This is a genomic window from Solibaculum intestinale (assembly GCF_040096205.1).
Lineage (GTDB): Bacteria > Bacillota > Clostridia > Oscillospirales > Acutalibacteraceae > Solibaculum_A > Solibaculum_A intestinale.
In genome coordinates, this window is record NZ_JBBMFD010000008.1 from 69739 (window position 1) to 89360 (window position 19622).

Below are 19622 nucleotides of genomic sequence, written 5' to 3' on the forward strand. Positions count from 1 at the left end.
CGGACCAGGCTTATCCGATGCGGCGGAAAAACGGATGGTAGCCGAGAATCGTTTCGATTTCCTCAAGCACCGGTTCGGACAGACTTAGGCCGCTGGCTTCGATGTTCTGCGCCAGCTGCTCGGGCCGGCTGGCCCCGGTGATCACGCTGCTGATCACCTTCTTGCGCAAAATCCAGGCAAGGGCCAGAACGGAAGGTGTGGTATGCAGGTCCCCGGCGATCTGCGAAAGCTTCTCTACCTTCGAAAGGTTTTCCTCCGTCAAGAGGCGGTTGACCTGCTTATCTTTCTGATGGGTGGCCCGGGACCCCTCGGGAAGAGGCTGGCCCTTTTTGTATTTCCCCGTCAGAAGGCCCTGCGCCAGCGGGGAAAAGGGGGTAATTCCCATGCCGTACTTTTCGCACACATCCATGATTTCGTCTTCAATATACCGGTCCAGCATATGGTACTGGGGCTGGATGACCGTCATGGGCCGCAGGCCGCGCTTTTCGATGATTCCATGGGCCTCTTCCAGCCGCGCCGCTGTCCAGCCCTCGCTCACGCCATAGTAGAGGATTTTCCCCTGGGCCACCAGGTCGTCAAGGGCCTGCAGGGTTTCCTCCACCGGCGTGTCCGGGTCAAAGCGGTGGCAGTAATACAAGTCGAGATAGTCCATCTTCAGGTTTTTCAGCGACCGGTCCACATTCTCAAAAATATGCTTTCTGGAAAGGCCCCGTTCGTTTACCCCTTCCCCGGTGGGGAAATACACCTTGCTGGAAACCACCAGCCGGCTTCTGGGGTAAGCCGCGAGCACCTCGCCCAAAAACCGCTCCGCGGCCCCGTTTCCATACGCGTCCGCGCAGTCAAAGAAATTGATTCCCTTTTCGAACGCCAGTTGGATGGTTTCTTTCGCCAGGCTCACCTTTTCGGTGCTGCTTAGATCGGTCAGCCATGTGCCGATCGAAATTTCGCTTACCTTCAGCCCGGATTTTCCAACGTTGCGATACTGCATTGCATACCGCTCCTTTCTGTGCTTATCCGCAAATTTTTCGACCGCCGGGACGGCGGAACGTTTCTAACAAGGCTGCCGCCTCATTTGGACCTGCCGCTGAGCCAAAACCTCTTTTACATATGAAGCCGCCGGCGCAGCTCTTCCTTGACCGCCCGGTACCGGCCCACGAACAGGAAAAATCCCGCCAAAATCAGACAGGGCACCAATGCGTACAAGGACCAGGTAAGGCTGACCGCTCCGGACAGGTAGGCATCCACGATGCATTCCAGGCCCACGAGCAGCAGCGCCACCGTCAGCATCACCGGCACTCCAATATACGCGCCTTTTACCACCCGCGGGAGAATCAGCGCCGCGTTTAAAATCAGAAAGCCCAGCACCATCCCGGTTACGGGCAGGGCAAAGGGCACAAACCATGCGCCGTCTGTGAGCGTCTCGCACATCCACAAAAAGCCGCAAAGAGCCAGCGCATCCAGCAAGGCGCTGAGCAGGAAGGTGACGGCCGGCTTTATCCGCAGCATCAACGGCGGGAACAAAAACACCCACAGCATACAAAGGGCCCCGGCCGGATAATAGGCCCAGGTTACCTCCCCCGCATACACCGCATTGAGGAAAATGCACATTCCGCCCGCGAAAAAGAACAGCAGGGTCATCACCAGCGCCGCGATCCGCCTTCCCCGCAGGGACACCAGCGGGGAATCCAGCTGCTTGGGGTAAAGCTGCTTTGCCTTGGGGTCATAAGGCTCCTTGGGATTGACCACCTCGGTCCCGCACAAGGGGCAGCGCTGCTCAGCTTTCCCAAGCTCCACCCCGCAGTTGACACAGTAGGACATACCGTTCCTCCCTTTCTATGGCTTTGGGCCTATTGGCCGTTGCTTTCGATTTTCACCGGAATCCCCAGCTTCACAAGCTGGGTGAAAAACTCCCGCTCAATAAAAGTTTCCCTGGTGGTACGGGTAAAATTGAGCACCAGGCTGCCGCCGTAGCTGACGGCGGTCAGGTTGCCACGGTTGATCTTGCTGGCTCCCAGCAAAAAGTCGAACCGCTCCACATAAGGGCGCATCGCGTCGGGAACCTTTGCTTCCCCTAAGTTCGAAAGGGTGGCGCTGAAGCAGGATTCCCCCACCACACGGAAGGCCATGGACATGGCCCAGTCTTTGAAAAGCAGGGGCACCATGCGGATAAAGGGATTGCGCTCGTCGGAGACGTTGGTGCAAATCTGGGCGGCGATGTATTTCTGGTTGAGGCGCATGCGCATCTGGCAGTGGACCTGTTCGACGATTTCCTCCAAGGTATAGTCCCCGTAACCCGGGTCAATGCCGGGGGTCAGGTACAAAACAAAGTTGCGCAATGTGTCGCTGGGGAAAAATTTGCGCAGGTTCACCGGCACGCAAAGCTTCACGTCCTTCTCTCTCAGGTGGCGTTCCGCCGTTTGCAGCCGGTGAAGGGCCAGAATGTAGTTGGCGGCTAAAAACTCGGTAAGGGTCGCCTTGGCCGCCCGCGCCTTCTCCAGCAGCGGCCCGAGCGGGATGGTGGCGCTGATGATGTGCAGCGTGGGAAAGGGCTCCAGGGTCCCTTTGAAGTGATAGGCCTTGGACTCCCGGCGGGGAGCCCTCTTTTGAAAGGCAGCGTATTTGGAGAAGGCGTCCTCCAGCTCCCCCTTCTTTGGCCGGGCGCTCGTATCGAGCACGCCGTCGGTGAACGGAATTTGTTTGCCCATCAGGGTCAGGTACCGGGCGGCCAGGGTCTTTAAAAACACCATGGCGCCGTTCCCGTCGGTCAGCACATGGAAAGGCTCCAGCGCGATGCGGCAGCCGTCCACCCGCACCCGGAAAAGAAAGCCGCCGTTCTCCCCCTTGCCGATGGGCTTGCAGGGATTGGCCACGTCTGCCTCCACCTGCGCAACTCCGTCGTTTTGCTCTAGGTAACGCCAGAAGAGCCCGGTGCGCAGCCGCATGCCGAAAAAGGGGATGCGCTTGACCGTGTCCTCCAACGCCGTTTGGAGCACCTTCGGGTCCACTTCCTCGGTGAGGGTCACCGACACGCGGAACATGGTGGAAAACCGGGCGTTGCGGATGGCGGGATAGATCATGGCGGAATTGTCCAGCTTCATCCACCGTTTGACCCGTTTTCGCTTTTTCACCGGCATTTCCTCCTTTTTCTCAATCTTTTGCAGAAACGCCCGATAACGAAGGTTCGTTACCGGGCGTATGAATCAGGTCGTCTTGGGGCGGGACGAAAAGAACCGGCCTTCGCCTGCTTAGGGAACGCACCGTTACCGCTTGGTTCCCAGGAAGAAGAGGGCCACCGTTCCCGGTCCCGAATGCGCGCCGATGACCGGGCCGATGGGATTTATAAGAATATCCTTGACCCCCAGCCGCTCGCGCACCTTTTGGGCGAGAATCTGTGCGTCCTTTAAACAGTCCCCATGGCTGATGAACACCGTCTGCTGTGCCGGGTCTATGGCGGTCTTCTCCATCTGTTCTGCCATCTTATCCAAGGATGCGGCCCGGCCCCGCACCTTTTCCACCAGAATCAGATGCCCCTCATCGTCCACGTGCAGCACGGGCTTTACGCCCAAAAGGGATCCCATGATGGCCGATGCCTTGGATACCCGGCCGCCCCGGTGGAGGTGATGCAGGTCGTCCACCGTAAACCAGTGGCACAAGTTGAGCTTATTGTCCTCAAACCATTTGGCGTTTTCCTCAATGGTCATGCCCGCATCCCGGTTTTTGACCGTGTGGTAGGCCAAAAGGCCTTCTCCCATGGAGGCCGCCAGGGAATCGAGTACCAGGATCTTGCGGTCGGGATATTTTTCCCGCAAAGCGGCCGCGCCGTTTAAGCAGGAATGAAAGGAACCGGACAGGCCGCTGGAAAAACTGATGTGCAGCAGGTCCTTGCCCGCCTGCAAAAAGGGCTCGGCAAATTCCTCAAACTCCACCGCCGTCACCTGGGCGGTGGAAGGCATCTGCCCGCTGCGCACCAGGTCATAGAACGCATGATTGGAAAGAGGACAATCGCCGCAGTCCCGGTACTCCTTCCCGTCCACAGTGAAAAGCATGGGGATAAACGGAACCTCGTGTTCCTGATAAAAGCTCCACGGCAGGTCCGCTGTGGAATCGGTTGATACGACATAGGATCGTTCGGTCATGTTGCCCCTCCGCCATTTCTCCAGCGGTCAAAACTAAAGTCTTCGGCAGCCGTTGAAACCGCTGGGAAACGGCCGCAGCACTTTCGCGAAAAGAGCCGAAAACCCATCGAAAGCACTGGAAAATTGCGTAAAATTTGCACAAGAATATATCTGACTGTATTGTACCCGCTTTCTCCCTGCAAGTCAAGCAAGAATCCCGTCGAACCGGCGCGATGCGTCCTTCTGTTTTCCAGGGTGAATGGAACCGGCGGAACGTGATATTCCAGATATTGTTACTGTTTTTGCAGGATTCTGTTCAATGCTCTCAAAAATCGGCGTAAAAATTCATGAAACCTTCTAAAATGCAGGTTTGGTCTTGTCTCACGTGTCAAGATAGTGTAAACTTTTGAATAGGGTCGTTTTTCGATATTTGAAAGAGATCCTGCATATTTTTGTAAAGATTTGGCTTTTTGTGCGACTGATACCGCGGTACCGATTTTTCTACCATCTTGGGGGGCAGACAATATGGCATTCGGTTTTGGCGATATTCTGATGCTGATCGGCGGCTTGGGACTTTTCCTGTACGGCATGAAAATGATGGGAGAGGGCCTGGAGCTTGTGGCGGGTTCCCGGCTGAAAAAACTGTTGGCGGTGCTCACTTCCAACCGTCTGCTGGCCGTATTGGTCGGGATTGCGGTCACGGCGGTAATCCAAAGCTCATCGGCGACGACGGTGATGATCATCGGCTTTGTAAACGCGGGGCTGATGAACCTGGCGCAGGCGGTGGGCGTCATCATGGGTGCGAACATCGGCACTACCGTCACCTCCCAGCTCATCGCCTTCAAGGTGGGCGATTTCACTCTGACCGACTTAGCGCCGATTGCGGTGGGCATCGGCGTGGGCCTCATTATGTTCTGCAAAAAGCCCACCATCAAGCACGTGGGGCAGGTGGTAGCCGGTTTCGGTATCCTGTTTATGGGAATGGACACCATGAGCACGGCGATGGAGCCGCTGCAGCAGGTGCCCGAATTTGTAAACCTGCTTACGCAGTTCCAGAATCCCTTTATCGGCATTCTGGTGGGCGCCTTGTTCACGGCCATCATTCAAAGCTCCTCGGCTTCGGTGGGTATCCTCCAGGCGCTGGCCATGCAGGGCCTGATTGGGCTGGATGGAGCCATCTTCGTCCTGTTCGGGCAGAATATCGGTACCTGCGTCACCGCTCTGCTTTCTTCCATCGGCACCAATAAGACCGCCAAGCGGGCGGCCATCGTCCATCTGCTTTTCAATGTGGCGGGTACGATTATTTTCGTACCGCTGGCTATGTTCCTCCCCTTTGTGGACTGGATGCAGGCCATTACCGGGAACATTCCCCAACAGATCGCCAACACACACATTATCTTCAATTTAGTCAGTACGGCCGTGCTGCTGCCTGCGGCGCCCCTGCTGGTAAAGGCGGCCAACTTCCTCATCCCCGGCAAGGACAAAGCCTTCGAGCCCATGCAGCTGCAATACCTTGACGAGCGTATTCTGGCTACGCCGCCTATTGCGGTGGCCCAGGTCATCAAGGAAAGCGAACGTATGGCAGTGCTGGCGCGGCAGGAATTCCACGATTCCATTGAATATTTCTTTAAACCCAACAGCGAGCTTTTGGAAAAGGTAACGGCCAACAAGCAGGTGCTCGATTACCTCAATAAGGAGATTACCTCCTATCTAATCAAAATCAGCGCCCTAGAGCTCCCCGCCAGCGACAGCAAGGCGGTGGGCGCATTGTTCCACACCATCAACGACTTCCAGCGCATCGGCGACCACGCGGAGAACATCGTCGAGGCGGGGCAGGCCATGCAGGAGGGGAAACTGTCCCTATCGGAAAACGCGGTCAACGAGATGAAGGAAATGTCGCTGCGGGTGGAGGTGCTGCTGGATGAAGCGCTGCACATGTTCCGCACCCGGGTGTACGACGAGGAACTGGCGGCAGCCATCAACCGGTCGGAAGAAGAAGTGGACCAATGTACAGAGGAATTCCGCAACAACCACATCCGCCGGCTGACCAAGCACAAATGCACTCCGGAGCAGGGAGTCGTCTTCCTGGATATACTGGGCGATCTGGAACGTGTGGCCGACCATGCCACCAATATTGCCTTCTCTCTGAGCAACCAATAGAAATTCAGCCGTCCCGGCGGGGAACCGAAAGGCTCCCGCCGGGATCTTTTTGTCCGATTCGTTTTGGCCGCCTAACCGGGAAGGAAAAATCGTCCATACGGCCTTTGCTCTTCTTATTTTTTTCTTAATATCCAAATTCAGGATTCCTTTTGTGCGTTTCTACGGATTTGCTGGGAAAAAGAAAGGATTTTTATACGAAAATGGGCCGCTTTGCCGCTTTCAAAATGGGACAAAATCGTTTAAAATAGAAGATAGTTCGAGTGGCGCGTTTTGCGCCGTTCAGCTTCGTTCGTTTCTATAACTGCATTGCTGGAACTGACGGCATCCGTTTGAATCCCGCCGCAAAACGGACGCTTTTTTCTTTTCGCCGCAGCGGCAGCGGCAAGGGGCAAACGTCATGCCAGATTTGATCAGCGATTTTCAGACCATCCCGGTGGGCAGGCTGGGCATCATCGCCATGCGCGGCTGCGAAGACCTGGTGGACAGCATCAACGACTACCTGGTATCCTGGCGCCAGCAGCGGGAAAGCGAGCACAAAACCACCATCGCTTTTGCTGGCTACCAGCGGGACACCTATCTGATCAAAACCCAGTGCCCTCGTTTCGGAACGGGCGAAGCCAAGGGAATGATCAAGGAATCGGTGCGGGGATTGGACTTGTTTATCCTGACCGACTGCTACAATTACGGCTGTACCTATAAGATGTACGGCCACGAGGTCCCCATGAGCCCGGACGACCACTATCAGGATCTGAAGCGGGTCATCGCGGCGGTCAGCGGCAAGGCGAGGCGGGTAAACGTCATCATGCCCATGCTTTACGAGGGACGCCAGCACAAGCGCTCCTCCCGGGAATCGCTGGACTGCGCGGTGGCGCTGCAGGAGCTGATTAACGCAGGGGTTGCCAACATCATCACCTTTGACGCCCACGACGCGCGGGTACAGAACGCCATCCCTACCGGCGGCTTTGAAGACGTGAAGACCACCTACCAGATGATCAAAGCCCTTACTCGCTGCGTACCCGACTTAAAGATCGACAAGGACAGCATGATGATCATCTCGCCCGACGAGGGCGGCATGAACCGCTGCATTTACTATGCTTCGGTGCTGGGGATCAACTTAGGCATGTTCTATAAGCGGCGGGATTATTCCCGCATCGTCAACGGCCGCAACCCCATCGTCGACCACCAGTACCTGGGCACGCCGGTGGAGGGGAAGGACTTGGTCATTGTGGACGATATGATTTCGTCCGGAGATTCGGTTCTGGAAATCGCCGAGCGGGTCAAGGGAATGGGTGCGAACCGGGTGTTTGTCTGCACGTCCTTCGGCCTCTTCTGCGAAGGGCTTGGGCGGTTCGACGAGGCCTATGAGAAGGGCATCATTGAAAAGGTATTCACCACTGACTTAATCTATCGTTCTCCGGAGCTGCTTTCCCGGGAATGGTACTGCGAGGTGGACATGTCCAAGTACCTGGCCTATATCATTGACTCCCTCAATCACGATATTACCATCAGCCCTTTGCTCGACCCGTCCGACCGGATCGAGCGGCTGCTCAAAAAACTTCCCAAATAACCCGGTCGATTGCGGGACGGATGCAACGGATGCATCCGTCCTTTTTGCGTGGATGGGACAAGGCCCGCTTCTTTTCAAAAGCCGGTTGCGCTGTGCTGGGACGGTTCGCCGGCGGCAAAAGCGGGGCGGGCGGCATGGCGATTCCATCCGTGTGCTTCTCTGGGAAAGCCGATGGTTTCGGGCGAAGTCTTTTCCCAAAATCCGCCCCTTCTTCCTTGTGGAAGGGCGGATTCTATGGTATGATATTATATTATACACCTGTGGAAAGGACGGGAAGGCATGATCGTTTTGGGGATCGACCCGGGCTACGCCATCGTGGGCTGGGGGGTGCTGCGCTACGAGGGCAGCCGGTTTACCACCATCGCCTACGGCGCTATCCTCACCGACGCGGACATGGACTTTTCCCGCCGTCTTGAGCATATTTATGACCGGATGTGCGCCATCTGCGCGAAATATCAGCCCGACGCGGTTTCCGTCGAGCAGCTTTTCTTTACCACCAACCAGAAAACGGCCATCAAGGTGGCGGAGGCCAGAGGGGTGATTATGCTGGCAGTACGCAAATACGAAATCCCGTTTTTTGAATATACGCCCTTGCAGGTCAAGCAGTCGGTGGTGGGGTACGGCAAGGCCATCAAGTCCCAGGTGATGGAGATGACCCGGCAGGTTCTCCATTTGGAGAAAGTCCCCAAGCCTGACGACACCGCCGACGCCTTGGCGGTGGCCATCTGCCATGCCCACTGCGCCGGGTCGCGGATTTTCTGGTAACGATACAAAAGGAGATACGTCCATGTTTTACAGCGTAACCGGCGTGCTGCGGCATACCGAGCCGAATTTTGCCGTGATCGACTGCGGCGGGGTGGGGTTTCAGTGCATGACCACCACCTACACCCTTTCCAAGCTCCCTCCTGTTGGGAAAACGGCGACCCTCTATACCTATCTGAACGTCCGGGAGGACGCGCTCATCCTCTTCGGGTTCGGGGATCAGGAGGAGCTTCACTGCTTTAAGCTTCTCATTTCGGTCACCGGGGTGGGGCCCAAGGCGGCCCTGGCCATTCTTTCTGAGCTCTCTCCGGCGCGCTTTGCCCTGAGTGTGGCCGCGGGGGACAGCAAGTCCATTACCCGCGCCCAGGGGGTGGGCAACAAGACCGCCCAGCGCATCGTGCTGGAGCTCAAGGATAAGCTTTCCGCCAATCTAACCGCCGGGGAGGACGAGTTCGCCCCGGCGCCCGCGGCGGACGCTTTCGGCAATGCCTCGGAGGCGGTGGCGGCTTTGACGGTGCTGGGCTTTTCCGCGCCCCAGGCCTCCGCCGCGGTAGCCAAGCTCGACAGCGCGTTGCCGGTAGAGGAGCTCATACGCCTGGCGCTGCGCTCTTTGGGCAGCGTATGACGAAGAATACCTTGCGATTGGGAAAGGGGATAGGACTGTATGCCGGACGATATTGAAATGGACTTTGAAAACCGGATTGTGGCCCCGGAGTATACGCCCGAGGACGTGGATACCGAGAATCCCCTGCGCCCGAAAACCCTTGCCGATTACATCGGACAGGAAAAGGCAAAGGAAAACCTGTCCATCTACATCGAAGCGGCCCGGGGCCGGCAGGAAGCGCTGGACCATGTGCTGCTCTTCGGCCCGCCGGGCTTAGGAAAGACCACGCTGGCGGGCATCATCGCCAACGAAATGAACGTGCACCTGCGGGTGACCTCCGGTCCCGCCATCGAAAAGCCCGGGGACCTGGCGGCGTTGCTTACAAACCTGTCACCGGGGGACGTGCTCTTTATCGACGAAATCCACCGGCTTCCCCGCACGGTGGAGGAGATCCTCTACCCGGCAATGGAAGACTTTTCGTTGGACATCATCATCGGCAAAGGCCCTTCCGCCCGTTCCATCCGCATTGACCTGGCGAAATTTACCCTAGTGGGGGCCACCACCCGTTCCGGGCAGCTGGCCGCCCCCTTGCGGGACCGGTTCGGGATCCATCTGCGCCTGGAGCTGTACACTCCTCGGGAGCTTGCCAGCATCGTGTCGAGAAGCGCTTCGATTCTAGGGATCGAAACCGACCCGGAGGGCGCTTTGGAGCTTGCCTCCCGCTCACGGGGAACCCCCCGTATCGCAAACCGTCTTCTAAAGCGAGTGCGGGATTTCGCCCAGGTGACGGGGAACGGCGTCATCACCTGCGAAACGGCTAGGAAGGCCCTGGACCGGATGGAAATCGACGAGCTGGGGCTCGACGCCAATGACCGGCGGATGCTTCTGACCATCATCAACCTCTATCATGGGGGACCGGTGGGGTTGGACACCATTGCCGCCGCCATCGGGGAAGAATCGGTGACGCTTGAGGACGTGTACGAGCCCTATCTGATGCAGATCGGGTTTTTAAGCCGCACCAAACAAGGCCGGGTGATCCTGCCGCCCGCTTACGCCCATCTGGGCCTGGAGTATAACGGACAATTGACCATGTAGACCATGTATAGAGGAGTGTTTTTTTCGCTATGGGAAGACTTTTTGGAACCGACGGTGCCCGCGGCATCGCCAACACCGAGCTCACCTGTGAGCTCGCCATGCAGATCGGCCGGGCGGCCGCCTGCGTGCTCACCGAAGCCACCCATCACCGGCCCCTGTTTCTCATTGGAATGGATACCCGCGTTTCTTCGGAAATGCTGGAAGCGGCCATGGTGGCGGGGCTTACCTCGGTGGGCGCAGACGTAAAGCTATTGGGCGTGATTCCCACCCCGGCGGTGGCGTATCTGGTGAAAAAATACGGGGCGGACGCAGGTATTATGATCTCCGCTTCCCACAACCCCTGCGAATACAACGGCATCAAGCTCTTCAACGGCGAAGGCTTCAAGCTGTCCGACCAGATTGAGGAGCAGATTGAAGAGATCGTTCTCGACCGCAAGACCCAGCTTCCAAAGCCCGTGGGCGGGGATCTAGGCCGGGTCAGCCGGGCGGACTGCGCCGTGGACGATTATATCCACCACATCGCCTCCACCGTCCCATGTTCTCTTTCGGGGCTGAAGGTGGCGCTGGACTGCGCCAACGGCTCGGCAAGCGTCACCGCCAAAAAGCTCTTTACCTCCCTGGGCGCGGACGTGATCACCATCCATGACGAGCCAAACGGAATCAACATCAACGACCACTGCGGTTCGACCCATATGGACGACTTAATCGAAACCGTCAAGCGGTACCGCTGCCAGGCGGGTCTGGCCTTTGACGGGGATGCGGACCGTTGCCTGGCGGTGGACGAACAGGGGAACCTGGTGGACGGGGACCGGCTCATCGCCATTTTCGCCGACGAGATGATGAAGGAAGGCACTTTGAAAAACGACACGGCGGTGGTCACCGTTATGACCAACCTTGGCTTTTTCCGGTTCTGTGAATCCAAGGGCATCAAAACCTGCGCCACCAAGGTGGGGGACCGGTATGTGCTGGAAGAGATGCTCAAAAACGGCTATAAAATCGGGGGCGAACAGTCGGGCCATATTATTTTCCTGGACCATTCCACCACCGGCGACGGCCAGCTGACCGGCGCGCAGCTTCTCTATGTCCTGCGAAAGCACAGCGAACGGCTTTCGAAACTCTCCTCGCTGATGGAGCGGTTCCCCCAGGTGCTCGTGAACGTGCGCACCGACGCGAAAGGCAAAGCCAAGTTCCCGGAGGACACGGTCATCAAAGAGCGCATCGACGAAGCGTGCAAGCAGCTTGGCCGGGACGGCCGGGTGCTGGTGCGCATCTCCGGGACGGAGCACCTGATCCGGGTGATGGTGGAAGGGAAGGACTTTGACACCATCAACCGCATCGCAGTGGACCTGTCCGACGTGATTAAGGAACGACTGCAATGAGGGTAGCGGCGCATTGGAAGGACTATGAGCTGCTGGACGCTTCCGGCGGCGAGCGGCTGGAGCGGTGGGGAGAGGTGCTCCTCATCCGCCCGGACCCGCAGATTTTGTGGGACACCCCCAAAACCCATCCCGGCTGGAAGCGCGCCCACGCCCGTTACCTGCGCTCGAACACGGGCGGGGGCCAATGGGAGCAGCGAAGGCCTCTTCCTCCCTCCTGGTCCATCCGCTACGGGGAGCTGACCTTCCAGGTCAAGCCCATGGGCTTTAAGCACACGGGGCTGTTCCCCGAGCAGGCGGTCAACTGGGACTGGATGGGGGAACGCATCCAGAAAGCCGGGCGGCCTGTTAAGGTACTCAACCTCTTCGCCTACACCGGCGGGGCGACCCTCGCCTGCGCGGCGGCAGGGGCGGCGGTATGCCATGTGGACGCGTCGAAAGGAATGGTCGCCTGGGGCCGGGAAAACGCGGCGGCTTCCGGGCTTTCGGACAAGCCGGTGCGCTGGCTGGTGGACGACTGCGTCAAATTCCTAAACCGGGAAATCCGGCGGGGAAACCGGTACGACGCCATCGTGATGGACCCGCCCTCCTACGGCCGGGGGCCGGGAGGGGAAATCTGGAAGCTGGAGGAGCAGGTGTATCCGCTCATTGAGCTGTGCGCCAAGGTGCTCAGTGAAGCTCCACTCTTTCTGCTTTTAAACTCCTACACCACAGGGCTTTCCCCGTCGGTGATGGAATATATGCTGGCGAGCGTGCTCCTGCCGCAGTTCGGCGGAAGGACCAGCTCGGACGAAATCGGCCTGCCGGTCAAGCAGAACGGCCTGGTCCTTCCCTGCGGGGGGACGGCCATTTTCCATGGAAAATAAAACGCGAAGGTCCAAAGAGGGAACAGGATGACAAACATCATTGAAACAAAAGACCTGCGGTTTGAATACACCTCCGAGGAGGAGGGGGCGCGGGTGGTGCTAAACGGGGTGGACCTATCCATCCGCAAGGGCGAGTTTGTGGCGGTCTTAGGCCACAACGGCTCGGGCAAATCCACCCTCGCCAAGCACTTCAACGCCATGCTTCTGCCTTCGGGCGGGAAATGCTTTGTGGCGGGGATGGACACGGCAGACGGGGAAAAGCTCTTCGACATCCGCCAGACGGTGGGAATGGTGCTGCAAAACCCCGATAACCAGCTGGTGGCCACCATCGTCGAGGAGGATGTGGCCTTCGGCCCGGAGAATATGGGAGTGCCTCCCGAAGAAATCCGCAAGCGGGTGGACGAAGCTCTCAAGGCGGTAGGGATGTACGAGTACCGCCGCCACGCGCCTCACAAGCTGTCCGGCGGGCAAAAGCAGCGCATTGCCATTGCGGGCATCATCGCCATGCGTCCCGCCTGCATTGTTTTGGACGAGCCCACCGCCATGCTCGACCCCAGAGGCCGGGAGGAGGTCATCTCCACCATTCACCGGCTGTGCAGCGAAATGGGGATCACCATTGTCCTTATTACCCATTACATGGACGAAGCGGTGGACGCCGACCGGGTGGTGGTCATGGACGACGGGCAAATTTTACTGTCTGGCACGCCCAGGGAGGTTTTCTCCCAGGTTCCCCGGCTCAAGGCGGTGGAGCTGGACGTACCCCAGGCCACCCGGCTCATCTACCGGCTGCAAAAGGCCGGGGTGAAGGGGCTGCCGGCGGGCGTGCTCACCGACGACGAATGCATTGAAGTGCTGTCGAATCTGCTGGAGGTGAATGGATGCCCATCCTCGAAACCAAGGAGCTAAGCTACGTCTACGGCCAGGGGACTCCATTTGAGAAAACGGCGGTGGACCACGTTTCCATCGCCATCGACGAAGGGGAATTCGTGGGCGTCATCGGGCACACGGGTTCGGGCAAATCCACCCTGGTACAGCATTTAAACGGGCTGATTCAGCCCACCTCCGGCACCGTACTGGTGGACGGTCGGGACATTTGGGCCGAACCGAAAAAAATCCGCTCGGTGCGCTTTGAGGTGGGGCTTTGCTTTCAGTACCCGGAACACCAGCTTTTCGCGGAGACGGTGTATAAGGACATTGCCTTCGGCCCGCAGAACATGGGGCTTAACGAGGACGAGGTCAATAACCGGGTCAAAAGCGCGGCCCAGTTCGTTTCCTTAAAGCCGGAGCTTTTAGAGAAGTCCCCTTTTGACCTGTCCGGCGGGGAAAAGCGCCGGGCGGCCATCGCGGGGGTGCTGGCTATGGAGCCGAAGGTGCTGATTCTCGACGAGCCCACCGCCGGCCTGGATCCTAAGGGCCGGGACGTGATTTTAGGGCAGATCCGCGAGTACCAGAAGGAGCGGGGCTCCACGGTGCTGCTGGTGTCCCACTCCATGGAGGACGTGGCCCGGGTTTCCTCCAAGGTGCTGGTGATGAACGAATCGAAATGCGCCATGTACGGCACGGTGGATCAGGTGTTCACACGGGCATCCGAGCTTGCCGGGATGGGGCTGAATATCCCCCAGGTCACTCGGATTTTTCTTGGGCTCAAGGCCCGGGGCTACGATGTGAACACCTGCGTCTATACCGCACGGCAGGGGCGCGACGAGATTCTGCGGCTTCTTTCTAAGGTGAAGGGAGGGGCAGCTACATGATTCGGGACATTACTTTCGGTCAGTTCTTTCCGGCCAAATCGCCCATCCACGCTTTAGACCCCCGCACGAAGCTAGTCCTAGTGGTGGCGTACATCGTCATGGTCTTCATCGGCAACAACTTCTTCTGCCTAGGGCTGGCCGCCGCTTTTCTCATTTTAGTCACGGCGTTGTCCAGGGTTCCCGTGAAGATGATTTTGCGTTCCATCCGGCCGATCTGGTTTGTCATCGCCTTTACGGCGATTTTAAACATTTTCTACATCCAAGGGGAGGTTCTCCTGTTCGAATGGGGGTTTATCCACATTTATGACCGGGGAGTATTCACCGCTTTGTTTATGGCGGTGCGTATTATACTGGTAGTTATAGGAAGCTCCCTGCTTACCTACACCACCTCCCCCACCGACCTGACCGACGGGCTGGAACGGCTTTTGGCCCCGCTGAAGGTCTTCAAGCTGCCGGTCCATGAGTTCGCCCTGATGATGACCATCGCCCTGCGCTTCATCCCCACTCTCATTGAGGAAACGGACAAGATCATGTCGGCCCAGAAGGCCAGAGGAGCGGATTTGGAATCGGGCGGGTTATTCAGCCGGGTGAAGGCGCTGGTCCCGATTCTGATTCCTCTCTTCGTCTCCTCCTTCCGCCGGGCCTTTGACCTGGCAACCGCCATGGAATGCCGGTGCTACCACGGCGGGGAAGGGCGCACCCGGATGAAGAAGCTGCAGATGCGGGCGGGAGACTACTGGGCCTTTGGGGTAACGGCTCTGGTATTCGGCGGCATTATCGCCGCCTCCATCCTGCTGCCGAGGGTGTACTAAGGGGGAAGGAGATGCGAAATATACTACTGACCCTGCGCTACGACGGCAGCCGGTACCATGGCTGGCAGGTCCAGCAAAACGCCCAGTCGGTGCAGGCGGTGCTGCAAAGCGCCATGGAAGGGCTGTTGGGCGCCCGCCCCGACGTAAAGGGATGCAGCCGCACCGATGCGGGCGTTCATGCGGACATGTTCTGCGTCAGCTTCCGGACGGACAGCCGGATTCCCTGCGATCGGATGATCCCGGCTCTCAATGTGCGCCTTCCCTTTGACATTGCCGTATACGGCTGCCGGGAGGTTCCCCTCTCCTTTCACGCCCGGTATTCCTGCAAGGGAAAGCGGTACTGTTACCGGATGTATAACGCCCCGGTCCGCAACCCTTTCTGGCAGGGCCGGGCCCTTCATTACCGGCATCCTTTGGATGCGCAGCTTTTGCATGAGGCGGCCCAGGCGTTTGTGGGCCGGCATGACTTCGCTGCCTACTGCTCGTCCAAAAGCGACGTGGAGGACACGATACGCACCGTTTGGGCGGCGAAGGTGGAGCGGGATGGAGATGTGGTAACCTTCTCGGTGGAAGGGGACGGATTTCTTTACAATATGGTGCGGATTATGGTGGGTACCTTGCTGGAGGTGGCCCAGGGAAAACGGTCCAAGGCCTCTATCAAGGCCAGCCTCGAAAGCGGCCTGCGCACGGCGGCGGGGCCGACGGCGCCTGCATGTGGGCTGATTTTAAAGCGGGTTTTCTATGACGAACGTGACTTCATCGAAGAATAGGAGGTGACGGGCCATGTTCCGCCACAAAAGCGGACGGCTGCGCCGTCCGGACGAACCGGCGCAGGATACGCCCAAAGAGGCAGAGCCGAAACTCAAGCTGGTAAAAGAACGTCCCAAACGGCGCCGGGGGCTCAAACTGTTCCTTTGGCTGTGCGTGCTGGTGCTGGTGGCCGGCACGGCGGTGTGGGGCATTGCCAACCGGGACCTGTTTTCCGGGGTGCGCATCGAGGAATGGTTCGACCAGGCCTTCGGCAACTATGGAACGGGAGACGGCTTTCCTGTAACGGCGGCGGGCAGCGAGGTATCCGACCTTGCCATTATCGGCTCGGACGTGGCGCTGTTATCCGATTCCTCTCTCCAGCTTTTTAACGACACGGCCAAGGAGATCTACTCCCGGCAGCACAAGTTTCAAACGCCCGTGCTGCGCAAAACCGACACCCGGGCGCTGCTGTACGACCGTGGCTCTACCGGCTACCGGGTGGAAAACCGAAAACGCACGGTGATCACAGGCAAGACCGATTATAACCTTCTGGCAGCGGACATCAGCCAAAGCGGCGATTTGGTGCTGGTGACGGAGGGAACGGGCGGGTATGTATCCGAGCTGGTGGTGCTGGGCAGTGATTTGAAAACGGTCCGGTTCAAATGGTCCTCCGCCTCCAACATGGTGGTGGACGTGGCGGCCGCTCCCGACGGCAAAGGCGCGGCGGCAGCCACCGTCTACGCCAAGGACGGGGGGCTCGGCTCCAGCCTGACTCTTCTGGATTTTGGCAGCGATACCCCTGCCTATCTCAATTTCAACGATACCCTTTTCTTTGCGGTACGCTACTGCGGCGACCGGGTCATCGGCATTGGAGATGATCGGATTGTCAGCGTCAAGCCGGACGGCAGCGACATGCAGGAGTTCTCCTACGGCGATGCGTATTTAGCCGCCTGGGACCTGGAGGAAACGGGTCAGATCGCTGTCGCGCTCTCTCCCTATGAGGACCGGCGGGAATGCAGCGTGACCTTCTTAAACGCCGCCTTATCCCAGACCGCAAGCGTAGCGGCAGGGGAAGTGCGGGCTTTATCGTGCAGCGAGGGGCTGACGGCGGTGCTGGCACCCAGCGCGGTCACCGCATATTCCGCCGACGGCTCCGTAGTGGCGTCGGCACAGGTTTCCGCCAGCGGCTCGCAGGTAGCCCTCAAAGAGAGGACGGCATATGTACTGGAAGGCAGGACGGTCGCTTCCTATCCCCTTTCCTAGCGGATTAAGACGAATATCGCTGCGGGAACAGACCGAGGAAGTGTATACAAATGGGGGGTACCCCATCAAAGGGGCGGGGGTATTCCCCCGTCCCTTTTTGTATGGATGGGTTTCCTTTGTTATTTGCAGGGCTTTTTGCAGTCAAATTCCGGGTTAAAGGCGTAGAAATTCTTATAATCCAGCTTGTCGGTTGCCAGACGAAGCCCTTCGCCGAACCGCTGGTAATGAACCACTTCGCGCTGCCGGAGGAACTTGATGGGGTCGCGCACATCAGGGTCGTCGCACATACGAAGGATGTTGTCGTAGGTGGTGCGGGCCTTTTGCTCGGCAGCCAGGTCCTCGTGCAGGTCGGTGATGGCGTCACCCTTGACCTGGAAATAAGAAGACGTGAACGGCGCGCCACTGGCGGCAACCGGATAGATACCGGTGGTGTGATCCACAAAATAGGTGTCAAAGCCGCTCTTCTTGATTTCTTCCGGTGTCAGGTTCTTGGTCAGCTGATAGACGATGGCGGCGATCATTTCAAAATGCGCCAGTTCCTCGGTGCCGATGTCGGTCAGCAGGCCTTTGAGCTCCGGATAGGGCATGGTATACCGCTGGCTCAGGTAGCGGAGGGACGCACTCAGCTCGCCGTCCGGGCCGCCGTACTGGGTGATGATAATCTTCGCAAGGGCGGGGTTGGTGTTCGCGATTTTTACCGGGTATTGCAGCTTTTTCTCATAACTCCACATTCAGCTAGCACTCCTTTCCATCTTCCCACGGCCACGGGCCCTGGGTCCAGGCCCAGCGGTTGTTGCAGTCGGCATTGTTGTTGGCGTCGCTGATGTTGAGAATCAGCGGGCCGAACTTGCTCTCGTACTCCTTGAGCAGCGCCTTATACTTGATGTCGTACGCTTCCAGCTTGCGCATGGCTTCCTTGTCGCAGTTGTGGGTATCCAGGAAAATGTGCAGTTCCCACATGGCAAAGGAAAGGGCGGACAGCCTGCGAAGCATGGCCTCGCGTTCGTTGGTCGACTCCATTAGATGCACCCTCTCTTTCCGCCTAAAAACGGCTTATCCAATTCAGGGAATATGGTTCCCGCGTGAAACCCCTGTTCCGGCTCATAAATCGATTCCAGAAACTGAAGCGGCACATATGCCATGGCAACCGGCGTCTGGGCAGGGAATTTGGTTTGTGCGCAGGTATAGTCAGCAAACAAATCAAAATCTTTGTTCATGTCAATGCTCCTTTCGCTTACTGGATACGCTGTAGATCCGATAGCAGTATATGAAAAGCTTCCCGGACAGGTACCAGGCTAATTCCATTCTGATGTTCGCCGCAAAGCTGCATAAACTTCTAGCTGCCCGCGTATCCATGAAAGAACCTTTTCTCCACCCTCTATTTTGTAAGAGAACTGTGCGGAAAAAATTTTTCTAGACCTTGCAAAACAAGCGGAAACTTGCTATCATTAATTTATACAAATGAAATCAGGAGGTCGCTTTATGAGTAACGATCCTTTCCATCCGAACGAGGGCATAGACAACACTCAGCCTGTCCCTCCGACAGAACCGCCGGCCGGTTCTGCACCACAGGCTTCTTCGCAAAACGAAGGCACGAATGCTTACCAGGAGCCCGGTGCTCCCTATCAGGCGCCTGTAAGTCAACCGACACCTCCGCCTTCTGCCTATCCGCCTCCCTATCAGGCACCTCAGCAGACCAATTCCTACGGTAATGCAAACAACCCCTATCCCCAGCAGCCGGTTTATACCGTTCCCCAGCCGAAGCCTGCCAACGGTATGGCAATCGCTTCCCTGGTGCTTGGTATTTTGTCCATCGTTTGCTGCTGCGCCGGTTTCTTTGGGATTCTGCCTGGCGTCATCGGCCTGATTCTCGCTATCATTTGTTTTTCGAAGGGCAATAAAGGCGGGATGGCGGTTGCCGGCCTGGTGCTCAATATCATTGGTGTTGCCTTGGCGGTGGTGGCTCTGATTATGCTGATTGCAGACGGGTCCCTGGCTCAGATTATCTATGCGATAGAGAGCGGCGATTTGGACGACCTCTATTATTATTACTACCGTGACTTTATGATGATTTTCCCGCGGTAATGTCTCCAACACAACGAAAAGCGCCGTGTGCGAAAAATGCACACGGCGCTTTTCTTATTCCGGTTTCCTTAATTCCCCGATCAGCTCATTGATGATCTGAATCTGCCGTTCCGTCAGCCCTTCCGCATTAAGGCGCCGGCGGTTCTCCAGCCCCAGCAAATAATCCGTCGATACGCCAAACACACTTGCCAGCCGGATGAGAATGTCATAGGACGGGTATCGTATTGCGGTTTCATAGGCGCTTACCATGGATTTGGTCACGCCGATCAGCTGTGCCAGCTGCCGCTGGGTCATGTGTTTGCCTGTTCTAAGAGTTTTAAGCCGATTTCCTAAGTCAACCATCCGTTACACCTGCCTTACACAATAAGTGTACTCATACAAAGTCAACCATTGGCATATCTTATTGCTGAATATAG

At 57.6% G+C, this 19622-nt stretch carries 20 protein-coding genes and 1 pseudogene; 13 read left to right on the forward strand and 8 right to left on the reverse strand.

What is annotated here, in order from left to right; all coding sequences use genetic code 11:
* Nucleotides 1-10: 10 nt before the first annotated feature.
* From WMO26_RS06515 to WMO26_RS06530, 4 genes are all read right to left on the reverse strand, one after another.
* The gene (locus WMO26_RS06515) at nt 11-988 is read right to left on the reverse strand and encodes an aldo/keto reductase family protein (RefSeq protein WP_349219054.1); all 978 of its coding nucleotides are present in this window, start codon (nt 986-988) and stop codon (nt 11-13) included.
* Between the two features lie 113 nt (nt 989-1101).
* Nucleotides 1102-1818 (reverse strand): DUF6320 domain-containing protein, encoded by a 717-nt coding sequence (locus tag WMO26_RS06520; protein WP_349219056.1) that lies wholly within the window; start codon nt 1816-1818, stop codon nt 1102-1104.
* 29 nt (nt 1819-1847) lie between these two features.
* Nucleotides 1848-3128: a condensation domain-containing protein gene (locus WMO26_RS06525; RefSeq protein ID WP_349219057.1), complete on the reverse strand. Its 1281-nt coding sequence runs from the start codon at nt 3126-3128 to the stop codon at nt 1848-1850.
* A gap of 132 nt (nt 3129-3260) precedes the next feature.
* On the reverse strand, nt 3261-4136 hold the full coding sequence (locus WMO26_RS06530; RefSeq protein WP_349219058.1) for a DegV family protein: 876 nt from the start codon (nt 4134-4136) through the stop codon (nt 3261-3263).
* Between the two features lie 504 nt (nt 4137-4640).
* Here WMO26_RS06530 and WMO26_RS06535 point away from each other — a divergent pair.
* The 12 genes and pseudogenes from WMO26_RS06535 to WMO26_RS06590 form a co-directional block, all read left to right on the forward strand.
* A complete protein-coding gene (locus tag WMO26_RS06535; RefSeq protein ID WP_349219060.1) occupies nt 4641-6275 on the forward strand; it encodes a Na/Pi cotransporter family protein in 1635 nt (544 codons plus the stop codon).
* 397 nt (nt 6276-6672) lie between these two features.
* Nucleotides 6673-7842 (forward strand): ribose-phosphate pyrophosphokinase, encoded by a 1170-nt coding sequence (locus WMO26_RS06540; RefSeq protein WP_349219062.1) that lies wholly within the window; start codon nt 6673-6675, stop codon nt 7840-7842.
* Between the two features lie 279 nt (nt 7843-8121).
* A complete protein-coding gene (gene ruvC, locus WMO26_RS06545; protein ID WP_349219064.1) occupies nt 8122-8607 on the forward strand; it encodes a crossover junction endodeoxyribonuclease RuvC in 486 nt (161 codons plus the stop codon).
* 22 nt (nt 8608-8629) lie between these two features.
* On the forward strand, nt 8630-9229 hold the full coding sequence (ruvA, locus tag WMO26_RS06550; protein WP_349219065.1) for a Holliday junction branch migration protein RuvA: 600 nt from the start codon (nt 8630-8632) through the stop codon (nt 9227-9229).
* 39 nt (nt 9230-9268) lie between these two features.
* Complete coding sequence (gene ruvB / locus WMO26_RS06555; protein ID WP_349219067.1) at nt 9269-10303, forward strand: Holliday junction branch migration DNA helicase RuvB; 1035 nt, start codon at nt 9269-9271, stop codon at nt 10301-10303.
* A gap of 29 nt (nt 10304-10332) precedes the next feature.
* Entirely contained in the window at nt 10333-11682 is a 1350-nt protein-coding gene (gene glmM / locus WMO26_RS06560; RefSeq protein WP_349219069.1) for a phosphoglucosamine mutase, read from the forward strand.
* A complete protein-coding gene (locus WMO26_RS06565; protein ID WP_349219070.1) occupies nt 11679-12545 on the forward strand; it encodes a class I SAM-dependent methyltransferase in 867 nt (288 codons plus the stop codon). Before glmM ends, WMO26_RS06565 begins: the two co-directional genes overlap by 4 nt.
* Nucleotides 12546-12572: 27 nt before the next feature.
* Entirely contained in the window at nt 12573-13451 is an 879-nt protein-coding gene (locus WMO26_RS06570) for an energy-coupling factor transporter ATPase (protein ID WP_349219072.1), read from the forward strand.
* The gene (locus WMO26_RS06575) at nt 13424-14296 is read left to right on the forward strand and encodes an energy-coupling factor transporter ATPase (RefSeq protein ID WP_349219074.1); all 873 of its coding nucleotides are present in this window, start codon (nt 13424-13426) and stop codon (nt 14294-14296) included. Before WMO26_RS06570 ends, WMO26_RS06575 begins: the two co-directional genes overlap by 28 nt.
* Nucleotides 14293-15108, forward strand: a complete 816-nt coding sequence (locus WMO26_RS06580; RefSeq protein ID WP_349219076.1) for an energy-coupling factor transporter transmembrane component T family protein — start codon at nt 14293-14295, stop codon at nt 15106-15108. The genes WMO26_RS06575 and WMO26_RS06580 overlap by 4 nt, the downstream gene beginning before the upstream one ends.
* Nucleotides 15109-15119: 11 nt before the next feature.
* Entirely contained in the window at nt 15120-15878 is a 759-nt protein-coding gene (truA, locus tag WMO26_RS06585; protein ID WP_349219078.1) for a tRNA pseudouridine(38-40) synthase TruA, read from the forward strand.
* 13 nt (nt 15879-15891) lie between these two features.
* Nucleotides 15892-16743, forward strand: a pseudogene (locus WMO26_RS06590) (DUF5711 family protein); the annotation flags it as partial.
* Nucleotides 16744-17240: 497 nt separating this feature from the next.
* On the opposite strand, the gene WMO26_RS06595 reads toward WMO26_RS06590, so the two are convergent.
* From WMO26_RS06595 to WMO26_RS06605, 3 genes are read right to left on the reverse strand one after another with little or no spacing between them, the layout of a single operon-like run.
* Nucleotides 17241-17852 carry a manganese catalase family protein gene (locus WMO26_RS06595; protein WP_349219081.1) on the reverse strand — a complete coding sequence of 204 codons (612 nt, stop codon included), beginning with the start codon at nt 17850-17852 and terminating at the stop codon, nt 17241-17243.
* A gap of 4 nt (nt 17853-17856) precedes the next feature.
* Complete coding sequence (locus WMO26_RS06600; RefSeq protein WP_349219083.1) at nt 17857-18141, reverse strand: spore coat protein CotJB; 285 nt, start codon at nt 18139-18141, stop codon at nt 17857-17859.
* Entirely contained in the window at nt 18141-18338 is a 198-nt protein-coding gene (locus WMO26_RS06605) for a spore coat associated protein CotJA (protein ID WP_349219084.1), read from the reverse strand. Before WMO26_RS06605 ends, WMO26_RS06600 begins: the two co-directional genes overlap by 1 nt.
* Nucleotides 18339-18603: 265 nt before the next feature.
* Here WMO26_RS06605 and WMO26_RS06610 point away from each other — a divergent pair, with 265 nt between their 5' ends.
* Nucleotides 18604-19206, forward strand: coding sequence for a hypothetical protein (locus WMO26_RS06610; protein ID WP_349219086.1), 603 nt, complete (start codon nt 18604-18606; stop codon nt 19204-19206).
* 54 nt (nt 19207-19260) lie between these two features.
* Here WMO26_RS06610 and WMO26_RS06615 read toward each other — a convergent pair whose 3' ends face one another.
* Nucleotides 19261-19548 (reverse strand): helix-turn-helix domain-containing protein, encoded by a 288-nt coding sequence (locus WMO26_RS06615; protein WP_349219087.1) that lies wholly within the window; start codon nt 19546-19548, stop codon nt 19261-19263.
* Nucleotides 19549-19622 lie beyond the last annotated feature (74 nt).